General features: G+C 71.0%; 15 protein-coding genes. 5 read left to right on the top strand and 10 right to left on the bottom strand.

Going from position 1 to position 18,937, the window contains the following annotated elements; all coding sequences use genetic code 11:
• Positions 1 to 29: 29 nt before the first annotated feature.
• From ptsP to NBY65_RS22705, 3 genes are read right to left on the bottom strand one after another with little or no spacing between them, the layout of a single operon-like run.
• Complete coding sequence (ptsP, locus tag NBY65_RS22715; protein WP_150041556.1) at positions 30 to 2,267, bottom strand: phosphoenolpyruvate--protein phosphotransferase; 2,238 nt, start codon at positions 2,265 to 2,267, stop codon at positions 30 to 32.
• 14 nt (positions 2,268 to 2,281) lie between these two features.
• Positions 2,282 to 3,352, bottom strand: a complete 1,071-nt coding sequence (locus tag NBY65_RS22710) for an NAD(P)H-dependent flavin oxidoreductase (RefSeq protein WP_150041557.1) — start codon at positions 3,350 to 3,352, stop codon at positions 2,282 to 2,284.
• Entirely contained in the window at positions 3,342 to 4,580 is a 1,239-nt protein-coding gene (locus tag NBY65_RS22705; protein WP_150041558.1) for an aspartate kinase, read from the bottom strand. The genes NBY65_RS22710 and NBY65_RS22705 overlap by 11 nt, the downstream gene beginning before the upstream one ends.
• 88 nt (positions 4,581 to 4,668) lie before the next feature.
• Here NBY65_RS22705 and ubiG point away from each other — a divergent pair, with 88 nt between their 5' ends.
• Together ubiG and NBY65_RS22695 are read left to right on the top strand one after the other, a co-directional pair.
• Complete coding sequence (gene ubiG, locus NBY65_RS22700; RefSeq protein WP_150041559.1) at positions 4,669 to 5,373, top strand: bifunctional 2-polyprenyl-6-hydroxyphenol methylase/3-demethylubiquinol 3-O-methyltransferase UbiG; 705 nt, start codon at positions 4,669 to 4,671, stop codon at positions 5,371 to 5,373.
• A gap of 93 nt (positions 5,374 to 5,466) precedes the next feature.
• Positions 5,467 to 6,516 (top strand): MBL fold metallo-hydrolase, encoded by a 1,050-nt coding sequence (locus NBY65_RS22695; RefSeq protein ID WP_150041560.1) that lies wholly within the window; start codon positions 5,467 to 5,469, stop codon positions 6,514 to 6,516.
• Between the two features lie 15 nt (positions 6,517 to 6,531).
• Here NBY65_RS22695 and NBY65_RS22690 read toward each other — a convergent pair whose 3' ends face one another.
• The 6 genes from NBY65_RS22690 to NBY65_RS22665 all read right to left on the bottom strand — a co-directional run bounded on the left by NBY65_RS22690 (position 6,532) and on the right by NBY65_RS22665 (position 12,881).
• Complete coding sequence (locus NBY65_RS22690) at positions 6,532 to 8,430, bottom strand: tetratricopeptide repeat protein (RefSeq protein ID WP_162530601.1); 1,899 nt, start codon at positions 8,428 to 8,430, stop codon at positions 6,532 to 6,534.
• 296 nt (positions 8,431 to 8,726) lie between these two features.
• Positions 8,727 to 9,221, bottom strand: coding sequence for a DUF1178 family protein (locus NBY65_RS22685; protein WP_150041562.1), 495 nt, complete (start codon positions 9,219 to 9,221; stop codon positions 8,727 to 8,729).
• 158 nt (positions 9,222 to 9,379) lie between these two features.
• Entirely contained in the window at positions 9,380 to 9,637 is a 258-nt protein-coding gene (gene grxC / locus NBY65_RS22680; RefSeq protein ID WP_150041563.1) for a glutaredoxin 3, read from the bottom strand.
• 42 nt (positions 9,638 to 9,679) lie between these two features.
• Positions 9,680 to 10,462: a ComF family protein gene (locus NBY65_RS22675; RefSeq protein WP_150041564.1), complete on the bottom strand. Its 783-nt coding sequence runs from the start codon at positions 10,460 to 10,462 to the stop codon at positions 9,680 to 9,682.
• Between the two features lie 2 nt (positions 10,463 to 10,464).
• On the bottom strand, positions 10,465 to 12,513 hold the full coding sequence (locus NBY65_RS22670) for an exonuclease domain-containing protein (protein WP_150041565.1): 2,049 nt from the start codon (positions 12,511 to 12,513) through the stop codon (positions 10,465 to 10,467).
• On the bottom strand, positions 12,513 to 12,881 hold the full coding sequence (locus tag NBY65_RS22665) for a response regulator transcription factor (protein ID WP_150041566.1): 369 nt from the start codon (positions 12,879 to 12,881) through the stop codon (positions 12,513 to 12,515). The genes NBY65_RS22670 and NBY65_RS22665 overlap by 1 nt, the downstream gene beginning before the upstream one ends.
• Before the next feature lie 162 nt (positions 12,882 to 13,043).
• Here NBY65_RS22665 and NBY65_RS22660 point away from each other — a divergent pair, with 162 nt between their 5' ends.
• Positions 13,044 to 14,135 (top strand): RNA-guided endonuclease InsQ/TnpB family protein, encoded by a 1,092-nt coding sequence (locus NBY65_RS22660; RefSeq protein WP_150041567.1) that lies wholly within the window; start codon positions 13,044 to 13,046, stop codon positions 14,133 to 14,135.
• A 77-nt stretch (positions 14,136 to 14,212) separates the two neighbouring features.
• Here NBY65_RS22660 and NBY65_RS22655 read toward each other — a convergent pair whose 3' ends face one another.
• A complete protein-coding gene (locus NBY65_RS22655) occupies positions 14,213 to 15,034 on the bottom strand; it encodes an IclR family transcriptional regulator (RefSeq protein ID WP_239002833.1) in 822 nt (273 codons plus the stop codon).
• A gap of 172 nt (positions 15,035 to 15,206) precedes the next feature.
• Here NBY65_RS22655 and NBY65_RS22650 point away from each other — a divergent pair, with 172 nt between their 5' ends.
• Positions 15,207 to 17,279, top strand: a complete 2,073-nt coding sequence (locus tag NBY65_RS22650; protein ID WP_150041568.1) for a hydantoinase/oxoprolinase family protein — start codon at positions 15,207 to 15,209, stop codon at positions 17,277 to 17,279.
• Positions 17,276 to 18,931, top strand: a complete 1,656-nt coding sequence (locus tag NBY65_RS22645; RefSeq protein ID WP_150041569.1) for a hydantoinase B/oxoprolinase family protein — start codon at positions 17,276 to 17,278, stop codon at positions 18,929 to 18,931. The genes NBY65_RS22650 and NBY65_RS22645 overlap by 4 nt, the downstream gene beginning before the upstream one ends.
• Positions 18,932 to 18,937 lie beyond the last annotated feature (6 nt).

Raw genomic sequence — 18,937 nt, 5'->3', positions numbered from 1 at the left:
GCGCGCAGAAAGTTTGTTGACAACGCTCCCTAAACGGGCACGTCGTGCTCGCGCGCCCAGGCGGCGATCGGCTCGCGAAAGCTTGGTTCCGCGCCCCCGGTACGGCGCAGCGAGGTCAGCAGCTCGCGAAACGCCGGCAGTTCCACCGCCGCCAGCGTCGCCTTCACCGGCAGGATGGAGGAGGCCGACATCGACAGCGAGGTGACGCCGAGTCCCACCAGCGTCATCGCCTCCAGCGGCCGCGCCGCCGCCTCGCCGCACACCGACAGCGGCACCCCCGCCGCACGCGCCTGCGCCGCGAGGTCGGCGAGCAGGTTCAGCATCGCCGGCGACAGCATGTCGTAGCGCCCGGCCAAAGCGGGGCTGGAGCGATCGGCAGCGAACACGAACTGCATCAGGTCGTTGGTACCGACCGAGATGAAATCGGCATGTTTGAGCAATTCCGGCAACTGCCACATCAGCGCCGGCACTTCGAGCATGGTGCCGATATTCAGCGACTCCGGCACCGGCCGCACCCGCTCGACCTCGGCTTCCAGGATGGCGCGCGCGGTGCAGAACTCGGCCACGGTCGCCACCATCGGGAACATCACCGACAGTTTTCGCCCCGCCGCCGCCATCAGCAGCGCCCGCAACTGCCGCCGCAGCAGCGCCGGACGATCGAGCCCGATGCGCAGGCTGCGCCAGCCCATCGCCGGATTCTCCTCCTCCGGCACCGGCGTGCCCGGCAGCAGCTTGTCGCCGCCAAGGTCGAGCGTGCGGAACACCACCGGCCGCCCCGCCGCCGCGTCCAGCACCCGGCCATAGACCGCCGCCTGCTCGGCCACGTCGGCGATGGCGCCGCGGGCCAGCATGGCGATTTCCGTACGGAACAGGCCGATTCCCTCGGCGCCGGTGGCATCGAGCTGGCCCAGTTCCAGCGCCAGCCCGACATTGAGCATCAACTGGACCTTGGTGCCGTCGCGCGTGGCCGAGGGCTGGCCACGCAGCGCCGCCCAGCCGGCGCGCCGTTCCTGCCGCGCCTGCTGCGCGCGCTGGTAGACCTGCAGCACGTCCTGTTCAGGACGCAGGATCACCTGGCCGGAGGCGCCCTCGTCGGCATCAACCACCACGTCGTCGCCGGCCTCGGCCGCCTCGATGATGCCGCGCACCCCGCCCACCGTGGGGATGCCGAGCGCGCGGGCGAGGATGGCGGCATGGCCGGCAGGACTGGCTTCCTCGACCACCGCGCCGCCGATGCCGCGCGCGTGCCAGTCGAGCAGTTCCGCCGGCCCGAGTCGGCGTGCCAGCAGAATCGCCCCGGGCGGCACCGAGGCCGGCACCGCGCCGCCGTCCAGCGCCGCCAGCAGCCGCCCGGCCATGTCTTCCAGGTCCGCCAGCCGCTCGCGCAGATAGGGGTCGGAGATCCGCCGCATGCGGTCGCGCAGCTCGCCCGCCACCCGGTGCACCGCCGCTTCCGCCGACAGCCCGCCGCGAATCGCCTCGTTCACGCGCTTGAGCCAGCCCGGATCCTCGGCGACCAGCCGGTATGCCTCCAGCACCTCGCGCGCTTCCGGCGTCGCCTGGCCGGAGCCGCCGGAGAGCCGGTTGGTGATCAGGTCATCGAGTCCGCGCCGCATGATGTCGACGGCGCGGGCGAGTCGCGTCATTTCGGCATCGGGGTCCTCGGCCAGCAGCCGCCGCGGCGCATGCGCCCCCGGCATCACCGCCGGCCCGATCGCGAGTCCCGGCACCAGGGGACTGGCCATGAAGCGGCGCGGCAGGGCGGCGCCCAGCCCTTCTTCCGCCCCGTCCGAGGCGCCGAAGGCAGCCAGCGGCTCGACCAGCAGCATGGCCACGGTCTCGAGCGCGTCGAGTTCTTCCGATTCGTAGCGGCGCACCGCCCGGTTCTGCACCGCGAGCACGCCGAGGGTGCGGCCGGCGCGACGCACCGGCACCGCCATCATCGAGGTATAGGGTTCCTCGCCGGTTTCCGGGCGGTAGGCGAAACCGGGATGGTTCTGCGCGTCCGGCAGGTTGAGCGGCTGGGCGGTGGCGGCGACCAGGCCGATGATGCCCTCGCCGACCCGCAGCCGGGTGCGGCCCACCGCTTCCGGCCGCAGCCCGACGGTTGCCGCCAGTTCCAGGATGTCGCCGGGACGCATGGCATAGACCGAGCACACCTCGGTCACCATTTCCGATGACACGAGGCGGACGATCTCGTTCAGGGACACAGGGCCGCGCGCCAGGAGGTTGCGCAGCCGTGCGAGCAGGAGGCGCGGCGTCGACATCGCCGCCCCTTCTGTCAGAGTGGCGTGGCGATCGTGTGGCGCGAAGCGAGCGCCGCCACCGCCTGCTCCACCAATTCGGTGATGATGGCCGCCACCGGCTGCACCGAGGTGACCAATCCCACCGACTGGCCGGCCATCAGGCTGCCGGTCTCGACATCGCCCTCGATCACGGCGCGGCGCAGCGCCCCGGCCCAGAAATGCTCGATCTCGAGCTGGGCTGCTTCCTTGGTCAGCTCGCCGGCCTGGTAGCGGCGCACGGTCTCGGCCTGGTGGGCGAGGAACCGCTTCGTCCCGTCATTGGCCAGTCCGCGCACGGGAATCACCGGAAACCGTTCATCGAGCTGCACCGAGGGTATCGCGTCCCGCGCGGCGGCCCGAACAAACGCCTGCTTGAAGTTGGGATGGGCGATGCTCTCGGCGGCGGCGGCGAAGCGGGTGCCGAGCTGCGCGCCGGAGGCGCCCATTTCCAGATAGGCCAGGATCGCCTCGCCACGGCCGAGCCCGCCGGCGACGAAGATCGGCACCTCGCGGATATGCGGCAGGATCTCCTGCGCCAGCACGGTCAGGCTGACCGGGCCGATATGGCCGCCCGCCTCGTTGCCCTCGATCACCAGGGCGTCCGCGCCGGTGCGCACCAGCCGCTTCGCCAGCACCAGCGCCGGGGCGAAGCAGACCAGCTTCGCGCCGCCGTCCTTCACCGCCCGCACCGCGCCACCGGAGGGAATGCCGCCGGCCAGCACGACATGGCCCACCCCCGCCGCCAGCGTCACCCGGATCAGGTCGTCCAGCTGCGGATGCATGGTGATCAGGTTGACGCCGAAGGGCCGGTCGGTCAGCGCCTGGGTGGCGGCGATCTCGCGTTCCAGCAGATCCGGCGTCATCGAGCCGCAGGCCAGCACGCCGAAGCCGCCGGCATTGCTGATCGCCGCGGTCAGGTTGCGCTCGCTCAGCCAGGACATGGCGCCGCCCATGATGGCGGCCTCGCAGCCGAGGAAGTCGCGCCCGCGCGCCCACAGCCGTTCCAGCTGTGCCCGCGCCGCCTCCCGCGCGGGTTCCGCGGCGGAGAGGGGGGCCTCAGGCGGCATCGAGGCCGTACGCCGTATGCAGCGCCCGCACCGCCAGTTCGGTGTATTCGGCCCCGACCAGGACTGAAACCTTGATCTCGCTGGTGGAAATCACCTCGATGTTGATCCCGCGATCGGCGAGGGTGCGGAACATGGTGCTGGCGACGCCGGCATGGCTGCGCATGCCCACGCCGACCACGCTGATCTTGGCCACTTCCTTCTCGGTCAGCAGCATCTCGTAGCCGATCTCGCTTTTGTGCTGCGCCAGCGTCTGCTCGGCGCGCGGCAGATCGGTCTTGCCCACCGTGAAGGTCAGATCGGTGGTGCCGTCGGCCGACACGTTCTGCACGATCATGTCCACGTTGATGGCAGCGGCCGAGAGCGGGCCGAAAATCGCCGCCGCGATGCCCGGCCGGTCCGGCACACGCCGCACCGTCACCTTCGCCTCGTCGCGCGAATAGGCAATGCCGGCGACCAGTTCCTTCTCCACGATCTCGTCCTCGTCCACCACAAGCGTTCCGGGCAGGTCGCTGCCGAGCAGGTTGCCGCCTTCGAAGCTGGACAGCACCTGCACCCGCACGCGTTCCTTCATCGCGAGCTCGACGCTGCGGGTCTGCAGCACCTTCGCCCCGACCGAGGCGAGTTCGAGCATTTCCTCGTAGGCGATCTTAGCGAGCTTGCGTGCCCGTGCAACAATGCGCGGATCGGTGGTGTAGACCCCGTCCACGTCGGTGTAGATGTCGCATCGATCCGCCTTCAGTGCCGCGGCGAGCGCCACCGCCGAGGTGTCCGACCCGCCGCGCCCGAGCGTGGTGACGCGGTTGTCGGGGCCCACCCCCTGGAACCCGGCCACCACCGGCACCTGCCCGCCCTGCATGCGGCGGATCAGCTCGTCCCCGGCGATGCCCTCGATGCGCGCCTTGCCGTGCGCGCCATCCGTGCTCAGCGGGATCTGCCAGCCCTGCCAGGACCGGGCGTCCACCCCGATCGACTGCAGCGCGATCGCGGTCAGCCCGGAGGTGACCTGCTCGCCGGTCGCCACCACCGCGTCGTATTCGCGGGCGTCGTGCAGCGGCGAGAGGTCCTGGCAATACTTGACCAGGGTGTTGGTCACGCCGGCCATGGCGGAGACCACCACGGCCACCTCGTTGCCCGCGTCGACCTCGCGCTTGACACGGGCGGCCACGTTACGGATTCGGTCGAGATCGGCGACGGAGGTGCCGCCGAACTTCATGACGATGCGCGCCATCGGGAAGGTTCCGGCTCGAAGGGCCGCGCACCCGGTTGCGCCGCGGCCGAGACCGCGACACATACTGGCGCCATCGGGAGTGGGCAACATGCAAGCTGTGGCGGATCGGGGAGTCTCCCCCGAAGAAATAGCGCGGTTCGACGCGCTGGCGGGGAAATGGTGGGATCCGGACGGCCCGATGAAGCCGTTGCACCGGATGAATCCGGCCCGGGTGGGCTGGATCGATTCGCGCATCCCGCCCGCGAGCCGGGTGCTGGACGTGGGCTGCGGCGCCGGGCTGCTGGCCGAGGCGCTGGCACGGCGCGGCCATGACGTGCTCGGCATCGATGCCGCCGGGGAAGCGATCGCGGCGGCGCGCGCGCACGCCGAGGGGCGTGGGCTGAAGCTCGCCTATCGCGAAGGCGTGGCCGGCGACCTGCTGGCCGAGGGGCAACGCTTCCCGGTGGTGACCGCGCTGGAGGTGATCGAGCACGTGCCCGATCCGGCGGCGTTCCTGCATACCCTGGCGGGGCTGCTGGAGCCGGGGGGAACGCTGTTCCTCTCCACGCTGAACCGCACGAAGCGGTCCTTCCTGGTGGCGAAGTTCGGCGCGGAATACGTGATGCGGTGGCTGCCGGTCGGCACGCATGACTGGCGCAAGTTCGTCACCCCGGCCGAGCTGGGGGCGCTGGCGCGCGACGCCGGGCTCGGCGTCGCCGACATCACCGGGCTCGAGTTCGACCCGCTGGGCTGGCGCTGGCGCACCGGGCGGGACCTCAGCACCAACTACCTGCTGCAGGCACGGGCGGTCTGACCGTCGCGGCGCGGGCGGGCCGGACCGTTCAGGACCGGCTTGAACCCGCGCCGTCCCTGCTGCTTCTCTTTCCCGTCAGGGAGAGAAAGCACCATGGACAGCGGGCTGACCGAGCCGACACTGCACTTCCCCCATGCTGAACCGCCGCCCTTCGGCGAGCTGCGGGAAATCGCGCCGGGCGTGTTGTGGCTGCGGCTGCCGCTGCCCTTCCGGCTGGACCACGTCAACATCCACCTGATCGAGGATGGCGCGGGCTGGGCGGTGCTCGACACCGGCATCGGCGACCGGCGCTCGCGCGAGATCTGGGAGGCGGTGCTCGATGGGCCGCTCGCCGGGCGGCGCCTGACGCGCATGATCGTGACGCATTACCACCCGGACCATGTCGGGCTGGCCGGCTGGCTCGCCCACCGCTTCGACCTGCCGCTGTGGATGCCCCGGCCGGAATACCTGTTCAGCCTGGCGCTGGCCAATGCGCCGGGCGACCTGGGGGTGGAATCCTGGCGGCCCTTCTACCGCCGCCACGGCCTGTCCGAGCCCTTCACCGACCGGGTGCTCGACCGCGGCCACCTGTACCTGCGCTGCACCACCGGGGTGCCGAGCACCTACCGGCGGATCAAGCACGAGGACGAGATCGACATCGGCGGCCGCCGCTTCACCGTGCTGACCGGCGGCGGCCACGCGCTGGAACAGGCCATGCTGCTCTGCCCGGAGGAGAAGCTGTTCTTCAGCGCCGACCAGGTGATCGCCAAGATCTCGCCCAATGTCAGCGTCACCGCCATGGAGCCGGAGGCGGACGCGCTCGGGATCTATTTGGCGTCGCTGGCCGCGCTGCGCCGGCGCGTGCCGGCGGACGTGCTGGTGCTGGCCGGGCACGGCCTGCCCTTCCACGGGCTGCACCTGCGCATCGACGAGCTGATCGCCCACCATGCCGCCCGCTGCGCCCTGATCGCCGACGCCACCCGCGCGCAGTCGCTCAGCGCCGCCGAGATCGTGCCGCTGATCTTCCCCAGCCTCGCCGACGAACACCAGCTCGGCTTCGCCTTCGGCGAGATCATGGCGCATGTGAACCACATGCTGTCGCTGGGCGAGCTGACGGCCGAAACCGACGAGGAAGGCGAGGTCCGCTTCCGCGCCGCCGGCTGAGCGCCCGCGGCGCCGCTACGCCGCCGCGACCGGCCGGCAGGCCAGCGCGGCCGCGACCTCGGCGATGACCGACTCCCAGTCCCCCGGCCGCGGCTGGCGGTAGATGCGCAGGCCGGGATACCAGGGGCTGTCGCGCCGCCCGTCCAGCCAGCGCCAGCAGGCGTCGAAACGGTCCAGCAGCCATACCGGCCGGCCCAGCGCCCCCGCCAGATGGGCCACCGCCGTATCGACCGAGATGACGAGATCAAGCGTGGCGACCAGCGCGGCGGTGTCGGCGAAATCCTCCATCTCCGCCATCAGGTTGGTCAGCGGCAACGCCGCGGGCGCCGCCGGACCGGTCTTCTGCAGGCTGAGGAAGTGCCATCCGGGCACCGCCAGCACCGGCGCCAGCAACTCCGGCGACAACGAGCGGCGGGCATCGACCGCGCTCAGCTCGGGGATGTGCGAACGGGGATTCCCCGCCCAGACCAGCCCGATGCCCGGGCCGCGCGCCATCGCGGCGAGGCGCCGCCGCCAGGCCGCGACCCGCTCCGGGTCGGCGCGCAGATACGATGCCGGCGCGGGAATGGTCGCGAGCGTGGTGCCGAGCGCCCGCGGCAGGCTGAGCATCGGGCAGTGCAGGTCGAATGGCGGCAGCGCCTCGTCCTGCGCCAGCACCGCCTCGACGCCGTCCACGCTGCGCAACAGCCGCAGCAGTGGCTTCGGTGCCGTCACCACCACCCGCGCCCCGCGTGCCGCCGCGAGCGGCACATAGCGGCAGAACTGCAGCGTGTCGCCGAGGCCCTGCTCGGCCCAGACCAGCAGCGTCCGGCCTGCCGCCGATTCGCCGGTCCACTGCGGCCGCGCGCCGTGGTGGCGCTTCCCGGCCTCGGCCTGCAGCGGCGTCCGCCAGCGCCATTCGTATTCGCCCCACCCCTCCGCCAGTTCGCCCAGCGCCAGCAGCGCCAGCGCCAGGTGGAAATGCGCGTACACATGCTCCGGCCGCAGGCCGATGGCGGCACGGAAGCAGGACTCCGCCTCGCGCAGCCGCCGCAGCCGGAGCAGCGCCGTGCCCAGATTGCTGAGCATGTCCGGGTCGTCCGGCCGCAACGTCAGCGCCCGGCAGAAACTGGCCACCGCTTCGTCCAGCCGCCCCTGTTCCTTCAGCGCGCTGCCCAGGTTGCCGAGCGCCTCGGGAAAGTCAGGTCGCAGCGCGAGGGCACGGCCATGGCAGTCGATCCCCTCCTCCAGCCGGCCCTGCGCGACCAGCACGGCCCCGAGATTGGTCAACGCGCCCGGGAAATCCGGACGCAACGCCAGCGCCCGGCGGTAACTGGCGGCCGCCTCCTCCCGCCGTCCCAGCCCGGCCAGCGCAATGCCCAGGTTGTTGTGGGCTTCCGGGAAGTCCGACCGGGCCGCGATGGCCTGCCGGCAACAGGCAATTCCTTCCTCCGGCCGCCCCTGCTCATGCAACGCGGCCCCGAGGTTGGTCAGCGTCTCCGGATCGCCGGGTCGCAGCGCCAGCGCCCGGCGATAGCTGGCGATCGCCTCCTCCCGCCGTCCCAGCCCGGCCAGCGCGATGCCCAGGCCGGCCTGCGTTTCGGGATCGTCCGGCCGCAGCGCCAGTGCCCGGTGGAAGCACGCCACCGCCTCGTCCTGCCGGCGCTCGTGGCTGAGCACACGGCCCAGGTTGCAATGATAGACGGGCGCACGCGGATTGATGGCGATCGCGGCGCGGATCAGTTCGATGGCGCGGCCGGGCCGGCCGGTCTGCCCGGCAAGCAGCCCCAGCAGGTGCAGCGTGTCGGCATGGCGCGGCGCCACCGCCAGCACCAGGCCATAGCACCGTTCCGCTTCCTCCAGGCGTCCGGCCTGGTGATGCCGCAGCGCCTCGGCGAAGGCCGCCGGTCCGGCCGGGGCGGCGGGCCGCGCCATGGCCGCCCCTTTTCGTTGCATCCGGCTTCGTCGATCGTCCATGCCAGCGTACTTTTCGCCACCGTATTTCGCAAAGCTGGAAAGGCCGGTTCCAACGGCTCCATCCAGCCGGTTTCGCGTGGCCATACCAAAGAAAACAGCCGATTCCCGGCATGGCCGCAAATCGGTTCTAGCAAACGAACGGATCGGTCCAGTAGGGAAATCCGCCATGCATTTTCGCAATAAGGCGGGTTACGGAAGATGTGTTGCACGCGCGCCGCAAGGCGACGCGCGACCCGCCCTTCGCCGGTCCCGGTTCAGCCGTCGGCGCGAGGCACCCAGGGGATGCGGGCGACCTCGATGCCTTCCTCGGCCAGCGCCTCGGCATCGGACGGGCTCGCCTCGCCATAGATGCCGCGGCGGTCGCTCTCGCCCCGGTGCATGCGGCGCGCCTCATCGGCGAAGGCGGGGCCGACATAGTCGCAATTCTTCTCAACCTCGGCGCGCAGCCGCTGCAGCGTCGCCCGCACGTGGTCGGGGATGTGCCCGGCCGCCGTCATCTGCCCGGACGGGCCGGAGGCGGGGGCCGGCGGCTCCTTCGCGGACACCGGCGGCGGGGCCGGCGGCGGCTCGGTCCGGGCATTGCCCTTGCGCGGCAGCGACGGCGCCATCAGGGCCCGATCCACTTTCACGCTGCCGCAGACCGGACATTCCAGCAGGCCATGCTGCGCCTGCTTCTCGAACGACGCACTGTCCTTGAACCAGCCATCGAAGCCGTGGCCGTCGCTGCACTGCAGTTGATAGTGGATCATGTGATTACTTTGGTAAACGCGCCCTGACGTTGCATCGAGACGGTCCAGTTTGGCACTCCCTGCCAGGGATTGCCAATGGTCCGGATCCGAGTTGTCCCCAGCCGTGTCGGATCGGCATCACCTTGTGATCCGACCGAAGGCTCCGGCCCTGGAGTCCGTCAGGCCGCCAGCAGCGGATCCAGCTTGCCGGCCCGGTCGAGCGCCATCAGGTCGTCGCAGCCGCCGACATGCTGGCCGCCGATGAAGATCTGCGGCACCGTCGCCCGCCCGCCGGACCGGCGCACTGCTTCCTCGCGGGCCGGCGAGCCGCGCGGCGCGTCGATCTCGCGGAAGGCAACCCCCTTCTGCGTCAGCAACTGCATGGCCCGGGCGCAATAGGGGCATCCGGGCTGGGTATAGATCTCGATATCCGGCATTCTGGTCTCCTCAATCATCCCGCACATGGCCCTATCGCCGGCCTAACGCAACCGCGGGTCAGGCACGCGCGCGGCCACCAGCACATCCACCCCGGCGGCACCGGACGCCAGCAGCACCCGGGTGCAGGCGCCACAGGTCGCCCCGGACGTCAGCACGTCATCCACCAGCAGCACGCGCCGCCCGGCGATGCGGGACAGCCGGCGCTGCCGCACCGTGAAAACCCCTTCCACCACGGCCGCCCGCTCCGCCGCCCCGAGATCGCCGAGCGACGGGGTCGCATGGCGCCGCCGCAGCGCATCGAGGCAGGCCGGGACGCCGGACAGGCGTGACAGCGCGCGGGCCAGCAGCGCCGCCTGGTTGTAGCGACGAACCAGCAGCCGCCAGCGATGCAGCGGCACCGGCACGATTACCTCCGCCTCGCGCAGCAGCGCGCCGCCCGCCCGCGCCATCAGCGGCGCCAGCGCCGCCGCCGTCTCGGTGCGGTCGCCATGCTTGAAGGGCAGCAGCACGCGCCGGGCCAGGGCATCGTAGCGCAGCGCCGCACGGGCGCGGTCCCAGGGCGGCGGGTGGTCACGGCAGGCGGGGCAAAGCGACTCCGCCCCACCCTGCCCGGCATCGGTGAACGGCACGCCGCACCGCTGGCAGCAGGGGGCGCCGATCAGCCCGAGCTGGCGGAAGCAGTCCGGGCAGAACCCGCCGGAAACCAGGATGGGCGCGTCGCAGGTCAGGCAATGCGGCGGCAGCAGCAGGTCAAGCGTCGCCTGCCCCGCCCGGGCCAGCAGCGCCAGCACCCCGGACCGGCCCGCGTCGTCGTCGACCACCATGGTCAGAACGCCATCCGGTTCTGGCGCAGCCGCGCCGACAGGTCGATCGCCACCGCCAGCTTGCCGAAGCGGTCGATTCCCCGCGCCTCCAGCCGCTCGAACTGGCGCACCAGGATGGCCGCAGCGGTCAGCGAATCCGCCAGCGCGGTGTGCCGGCCGATCACCTCGAAGCCCATGCGCGCGCAGATGCCGTCGAGGGAATGGTCGTCCTCCTCGGGATCGAGCCAGGCCGAGATCAGCAGCGTGTCCAGCACCGGGTTGTCGAAGCGCAGGCCGCAGGCATCGGCGCCACGGCCGATCGCCATCATGTCGAAGGCGGCGTTGTGGGCGACCAGCACGGCATCGCCGGCGAAGCGGCGGAACTGCGGCAGCACCACCGCCAGCGGCGGCTTGTCCGCCACGTCCGCATCGGTCACGCCGTGGAACCGCACCGAGTCCGGCGGGATCGGCCGGCCGGGATTGACGATGCGCTCGAAGGTTTCCAAGGGCAGCACCCGCCCGTTGACCACGCGCACGGCGCCGATCGACACCACCTCGTCGCCCTTCGACAAGGCCAGCCCGGTGGTTTCGACATCGAACACGACATAGCTCAGCTCCCGCAGCCGCCGCTCGCGCAGGGCATCGGTCACCGCCGGCCGTCCGGCAAGGTCGAAATCGTAGAATTCCGGACGCATCGCCCGCGGACGGCGCGGCACGAGCCCCGGTTCGGCGGCCGAGGGCAGCGGGATGCGGATCAGCGCCTCGCCCGGCCCGGCCGGCTGGCTCCAGCAATCGGTGGCGTGCCGCTCCAGCACCGCCCGCGCGGTGGTGGCGGCGTCGCCGAAGGGAATGTCGAGCCAGGCTTCCAGCAGCCCGGCCGGGACCGGCGCGCCGGACCACACCAGATCGAGGCACACCCGCCCATGCTCGCGCGCCACCGCCGCGGTCAGGTAGTCGACGCCGCATTCCCGGGCCAGCAGGGCGGCGAGGTGTTCCAGCAGATCGGCCAGCGCGAGGCTGTCGGCCAACACCCAGTCCGGCAGCCCGGCCGGCACCACCCGGACCGGCGGCGCCGCCTGCGCCATGCGGCGGGCCAGCAGCGCGAACAGATCGGCGGTGCCGATCTCCGCCATCGGCCAGCTCCGCCCACCCAGCTCCTCCAGCGCCGTCGCCAGCGCCGCGTTCTGCTCGCTGAGCTGCAGGCTGTCCTCCAGCAGCACCCGCTCGAAGGCATGGCGCTGCCCGGCCTCCAGTTCCGGCACCTCGGCGAGCGTCTCGACCGCGGCGCGCAAGCTGGCCAGCAGGCCGTTCTGCCGTTCGAGCCCGGCCCGCAGCGTCCGCTCCAGCCGCGCCGCCCGGTCGATCTCCGCCCCGGTGTCGCTGAGCGTCAGCACGTAGCCGGTCGGGGCACCGGCGGCATCGGTGGTCAGCGCCATGCGCGCCTGCAGCAGCCGCGCCGCGCCCTGGGTGGCGCAGACGAAGCGCTCGGCCCGGCCCGCCTCCGGCCGCCGCTCCAGCCGTTCCAGGTGGTGGTCGAGCGGGGCGCGCGACAGCACCTCGGTGACCGGGCGGCCCAGGCCCAAAGACTGCGAGGCATCGACCAGCTCGGCCGCGACCTGATTATACAGCAACACCTGATGGTCGCGGGCACAGACAACCACGCCTTCGGAGAGGTCGAGGAGAATCGCCTCCAGCCGGCGCTTCTGCTCCTCGACGCGGGCGGTGGCGGCGGCCAGCGCCGCCTCGCGGGCCGCCTCGGCGGCAGCGAGCCGGGCCTGCAGCGCCGCCGTGGCCTCGCCCAGCCGCGCCGCCAAGCGGCCGGCGGACGGCGGGGCGTGCCGGGGATCGTCGCGGGCGGCGACCAGCAAAGCCCGCGCCAGCCGGTCGAGCGGGCGGCCGAGCCAGAGTTCCAGCGCCAGCCAGGCCAGCAGCACGCAACCGGCGGCGGCGGCGGCGACGGCTTCCGGCGGTGCGCCCCAGCGCCCCGCGAAGCCGGCGGCACCCGCGCAGCAGGCCAGCGGGATCAGGACACGCCGCAGCGAGGCGGCCACTCCGGCCGGATGGCGCGCCATCAGCCGGCGAGCAGGGCCTTCACCCGCTCCACCACCTCGCGGGTGGAGAAGGGCTTGGTGATGTAGGCATCGGCCCCCAGCGCCAGCCCCTTGGCGCGCTCCACCCCCTGCCCCTTGGCGGTGAGCATGATCACGCGGATGCCGGCCCAGGCGGGATGGGCGCGGATGGTCTGGCAGAGATCATAGCCGCTGCGGCGGGGCATCATCAGGTCGAGCAGGATCAGGTCCGGCGGCTCCTGGTCCAGCGCAGCGAGCACCTCGTCCCCGTCGCGCGCAACCCGCACGCGATAGCCGGCGCGCTTCATCAGGAATTCCAGCGACAGGACGATGTTCGGATCGTCGTCCGCGACCAGTACGGATGCGGCCAACGCCGTTTCCTCCCAGTTCCGTTGCGCCCCAGGCTAGCATCGCGGCCATCTTCATCAAACCCTCCGCGAGGGACCGTCGCCTGAAGGCGACGGAAAGACAGGGGGCTGCGCGACAGCGCGGAGCACTTGCGTCCACATCGGACACCTTCCATACTTGAAGATATGAAGTTGGTTGCCGCCGTGAAGCTCGTGCCGACGCCAGAACAGGCTGCATGCCTGTCAGAGACGTTGACGCGCTGCAATGCGGCATGCTCGTGGCTTGCCGCCCTGGGCTTCGCGACGAAAACCTTTCGGCAATACAATCTGCACAAGGCCGCCTATGCCGATCTGCGCAGCCGCTTCGACCTGACCGCGCAGGCCGCCGTGCGTTGCATCGCCAAGGTCGCCGATGCCTTCAAGGTCAACCGCGAGGTCGCGCCCACTTTCCGCCCCGACGCCGCGCAGCCCTACGACGATCGGATCATCCGGTTCGTCAAGGCTGGCGCCGCCGTCAGCATCTGGACCGTCCAGGGGCGCATGGTGATCCCCGTGGTGATGGGCGAGCACCAGCGGCGCCTGATGGTCTATCGCAAGGGCGAGGTCGACCTGTGCTGCGTGCGCGGAAAGTGGATGCTTGCCGCGACCTGCGACATCCCCGAGACGGATGACTTCCAGGCCGATGACTGGCTTGGCGTTGATCTTGGCATCGTTGCCCTGGCAACCGACAGCGATGGCAAGATTTACAGCGGCGCTGAGGTCGAGAAGGTGCGCCAGCACCTCGCGCGTCGTCGCAGGGGCCTGCAGACGTGCGGCACCAGGGCCGCGAAGCGACGACTGAAGAAATTGGCCGGGAAGCAGCGAAGATTCCAGGCACATACCAATCACTGCATCTCGAAGGCGCTTGTTGGAGACGCTGAACGCACCGGCCGCGGCATTGCCCTGGAAGACCTGAAGGGCATTCGCAGCCGGGTTACGGCTCGCGGCGACCAGCGAGCGAGGCTTGGCAACTGGGCGTTTGCCCAGCTTGGCGGCTTCGTCGTTTACAAGGCAGGATGCGCCGGAGTTCCGGTCTGTTTCGTTGATCCTCGCAACACGTCGCGCGCGTGCCGTGCCTGCGGGTGCATCGATAAACGGAACCGGCCCACCCAGGCCACCTTCAAGTGCGTCTCGTGCGGCCATGAAGCGGCTGCCGACCACAACGCGGCGCTCAACATCCGGCAACGGGTGTTGAGCGTCAGGGGCGATGTAGTGCGCCCTGAAGTGCTCGCAGCTTAACCCGCTGCAGGGCAAAGCCGCCTGCTTTAGCTGGTGGTACATTACATCACGTGGTTCTTTTGGAATCCGGCGCCGCCTCATCCCGTCCGGGCCGACGCGTGCTCCATCGCCGCGGCGGCGCGGCGCAAGGTGGGGTCGAAGGGGTTGACCCGGGCACTGATCTCGGCCGCCTCGCGCTTCAGCAGCATCGCCATCACCGCCCGGCGCTCCGGGGTCAGGCGGTCGGTGGTGGTGCCGACACTCAGCGCCGCCACCACGCGGCCGCCACGGTCGCGGATGGGAACCCCGACCCCGGCCATGCCCGGGATCAGCCCGGCCGCGCCCTCGGCATGGCCGTCCTGCTGCACGCGGGCCAACTCGGCGCGCAGGCTCGCCTCGTCGAAGCTGCCGTACTGCTGCATGCGGGGCAGGTTGTAGCGGATGATCTCGTCCTGCTCGGGGCCGGGCAGAAACGCCAGGATCGCCGCCGCGCCCTGGCCGATGCCCAGCGGCACCCGCCCGCCGATGTCGCCGGTAAAGGAGCGGATCGGCAAGGGGCCGGCGCTGCGGTCGATGCAGACCGCGTCATAGCCATTGTGGACCAGCAGAAACAGCGTCTCGCCGAGCGAGGCGGTCAGGCGCAGCAGCACCGGCCGGGCGATCTCCCGCAGGCCGAGCGGCGAGCCGGCGCGCGACGCCAGCACGAACAACTCGATGCCGAGCGTGTAGACCTTGCCGAGCGGATCGTAGTCCACCGCCCCCTCGGCGACGAGCGCGCGCAGCAGACGATGCGCGCTCGGCCGGGGCAGCCCGGCCGCGTCGGCGAGCGTGGACAGGCGCGCCCCGCCCGGCCCGGCCTGGGCCACCTGGCGCAGCAACGCGAAGGGACGGGCGAGTCCACCCGAGGTTTCGTTCATCATGACATACTTCCATGTGACGGACGCCTGTGGCGTCTCTTTTCTGAAAAATTCCGTCAAACGGAATTTTATCCAAATTTATGCCGCTGAATGAAAATCTCGCTTGTCTCCCCAGGAGGCGCAACAAATAGTTGAGCCCTCCGCCGCATCCATTCCCAAAGGGGGGATCAAAAGCATGGCGCGTTGGCGTGTGGGCGTCGATTCGGGTGGCACGTTCACCGATGTCTGCCTGTTCGATGCAGACGAAGGTCGCGTCGAGGTCTGGAAAGTGTCCTCCACGCCCGACGATCCCTCCCGCGGCATCGCCCAGGGCGTCGAGGAAGGCATGCGCCGCGTCGCCCCCGAGGCGGGCGAACTTCCGGCCGCGCCGGTCACCTATTTCGGCCACGGCACCACGGTCGCGACCAACGCGCTGATCCAGCACCGCGGCGTGCGCACCGGGCTGGTTACCACCGACGGCTTCCGCGACCTGCTGGAAATCGGCCGGCAGAAGCGCCCCGACCTGTATGACATGCAGGCCGACAAGCCGCCCACGCTGGTGGCACGCGACCTGCGCCTGGAAGTGCCGGAACGGGTGACCCACACCGGCACGGTGGAAACCCCGCTCGACGAGCCGCGCATGCGCGCGGCCGCACAGGCGCTGAAGGCAGCCGGGGTGAAGGCGATCGCCGTTTCCTTCCTGTACGGCTTCATCCGCCCCGAACACGAGCAACGCGCCGTCGAGATCCTGCGCGAGGAGATGCCCGACGTCTTCATCTGCGCCGGCCACGAGATCGCCCCCGAGTTCCGCGAGTTCGAGCGGCTCTCGACCGTGGTGCTGAACGCCTATCTCGGCCCGGTGATGCGCAGCTACATCGAGCGCCTGACGCCGCGGCTGCAGGCGCTGGGAATGAAGGCGACGCCGCACCTGACCCAGTCCAACGGCGGCGTCATCGGCTTCTCCACCGCCGCCGAGATGCCGGTGCGCACGGTGCTGTCCGGCCCCTCCACCGGCGTGGTCGGCGCGCAGGCGATCGGCCGGCTCGCCGGGTTCGAGGACCTGATCACCTTCGACATGGGCGGCACCTCGACCGACGTGGCGCTGCTGCAAGGCGGCGCCTGCAAGCTCACCGGCGAGGCGGTGGTGCACGGCTATCCGATCAAGGCGCCGATGCTCGACATCCACACCGTGGGCGCCGGCGGCGGCTCGATCGCCTATATCGATGCCGGCGGATTGCTGAAGGTGGGGCCGCGCAGTTGCGGCGCCGATCCCGGCCCGGTCTGCTACGATCGCGGCAACACCGAACCTGCCACCACCGACGCCAACGTGGTGCTGCAGACGCTCAATCCCGAATACCTGCTCGGCGGGCGCATGAAGGTGCGCCAGGATCTCGCGCGGGCGGCGATCGGGCGGCTGGCCGAGCGGCTGGGCCTGGGCGTGATGGAAACCGCGCAGGGGATTCTGTCGGTCGTCACCGCCAACATGGCGCGGGCGATCCGGGTGATCTCGATCCAGCGCGGCCATGATCCGCGCGACTACACGCTGATGGCCTTCGGCGGCGCCGGCCCGCTGCATGCGGCGCGGCTGGCGCGCGAGCTGGAGATGAAGCGGGTGCTGGTGCCACGCAATCCCGGCATCCTCTGCGCCATGGGGCTGCTGCTGACGGATCTGCGCGCCGACTTCGCCGCGACCCGCCTGCTGCCGGCCAGCGCCGAGGTGGTACCAGACGTGGCCGAAGCCTTCGCCGCCCTGGAAGCGCGCGCCGCCGCGTGGTTCGAGCACGAGGAGATCGCCCCCGAGGCGCGGCGCCTGACCCGCACCGCCGACATGCGCTATGCCGGCCAGAACTACGAGCTCGCGGTACCGCTGCCGGACGGCCCCGTCTCCGCCGACACCATCGCCGCGCTGCAGGCGGGCTTCGCCGAAGCGCATCGCCAGCGTTACGGCTTCGTCGCCGAGGGCGAACCGGTGCAACTGGTGACGCTGCGCCTGGAAGCGACCGGGCTGGTGCCCAAGGCGGAGCTGCACGCCTATCCGGACGCCGGGCCGGACGCCTCGGGCGCGATCACCGGCAAGCGGCAGGTGTGGTTCCCGGAAGCCGGCAACTTCGTGGCAACGCCGATCTACAGCCGCGACGACCTGCGCCCCGGCAACCGCTTCGCCGGTCCCGCCATCGTCGAGCAGATGGACACCACCACGGTGGTGCCGCCCGGCATGACCGCGCGGGTCGATGCCTATCTCAACCTGATCCTGGAGGTGCCGGCATGAGCCAGAGCCAGACCCTGCCGGGCGCGGCCGCCGCGCTCGATCCGATCACCGTCGAGGTGATCGGGGCGGCGCTGTCCTCGATCGTGGAAGAGACCGGGGAAGCGCTGATCCGCGCGTCCTATTCCACCAACATCAAGGAACGCCGCGACTGCTCGACGGCGCTGTTCGACGCCGCCGGGCGCACGCTGTGCCAGGCCGAGCACATCCCGATCCACCTGGGCAGCTTCATCGGCATCGTGCCGCACATCGCCCGGCTGCACCCGATCGAGGACATGCGGCCCGGCGACGTGTTCATCGGCAACGACGCCTATGCCGGCGGCGGCACCCACCTGCCCGACATCGTGCTGGCCGAGCCGATCTTCGTCGAAGGCAGGCTGGTCGCCTGGACGGTAAATCTCGCGCACCATTCCGACTTCGCCGATCGCGGCCATGCGCATATCTACCAGGAAGGACTGCGCATCCCGCCGGTGCGGCTGTATCGCGCCGGGGTGCTGCAGGAGGACGTGCAGGAGCTGATCCTGCTGAACTGCCAGGTGCCGCGCGAACGGCTGTCCGACCTGCGCGCGCAGATGGCGGCGAACCGGGTGGGCGTGCAGCGCTTCCGCGCGCTCTGCGCCAAGTACGGCACCGCCACCGTGCTCGCCGCCGGCGAGGCGCTGCTCGACTACGCCGAACGCAAGATGCGCGCCGGCATCGCCGCGATGCCCGACGGCACCTGGCGCTTCGAGGACGTGTTCGACAATACCGAGATCCCGCAAACGCTGCGGCTCGCGGTGGAGGTGACGGTCAAGGGCGACAGCATGTCGCTGCATTTCGACGCGCCCGACCAGGTACGTGCCGGTATCAACATGACCTACACGGCGCTGCTGGCCACCACCTACTACATCGTGAAATCAGTGGTCGATCCGACCATCCTGCCCAATGCCGGCCTGGCACGACCGCTGAGCGTCACCGCGCGCGAGGGCAGCGTGCTGAACTGCGTGCATCCGGCGGCGGTGAACGGCCGGGTGCAGACCTGCCAGCGCGTCTCCGACCTGATCCTCGGCGCGCTCGCCCAGGCGGTGCCGGAGCGGGTCACCGCCTGTTCCAACTCCACCTGCACCGTGGCCACCTTCATCGGCCAGCGCCCCGATGACGGCTCGCTGTGGGTCTACCTGGAGACGATGGGCGGCGGCGGCGGCGCGCGGGCCGGCAAGGACGGGCTCGACGGCATCCATGTCCACGTCACCAACACCTCCAACCTGCCGGTGGAAGCGCTGGAGCTGGAATATCCGCTGACGCTGCTGCGCTACGAGCTGGTGGCGGAGTCCGGCGGGGTCGGCCGCACCCGCGGCGGCATGGGGCTGCGGCGGGTGTACCGGGCCGATGCGGATTGCCTGGTGCGGGTCGATGCCTCGCGGCTGCGCTCGCAGAGCTGGGGCCTGTTCGGCGGCGGCCCCGGGGGGCATGGCGGCATCGAATGCGGCCCCGGCGTGGAATTCCACGATGACCGCGCCGCCCTGAAGGCCGGCCAGTGGTTCGCGGTGATCAGCCCCGGTGGCGGCGGCTACGGCCCGCCCGCCGAGCGCGCCCCGGAAGCAGTGGCGCGCGACCGCGCCGAGGGCGTGATCGGCGCCGACACCGCCCAAGCCACCTACGGCCTGACCGCCTGAGCCTTT

This window comes from Rhodovastum atsumiense (genome assembly GCF_937425535.1).
Lineage (GTDB): Bacteria > Pseudomonadota > Alphaproteobacteria > Acetobacterales > Acetobacteraceae > Rhodovastum > Rhodovastum atsumiense.
This window is presented reverse-complemented; position numbering and strand designations above follow the sequence as displayed.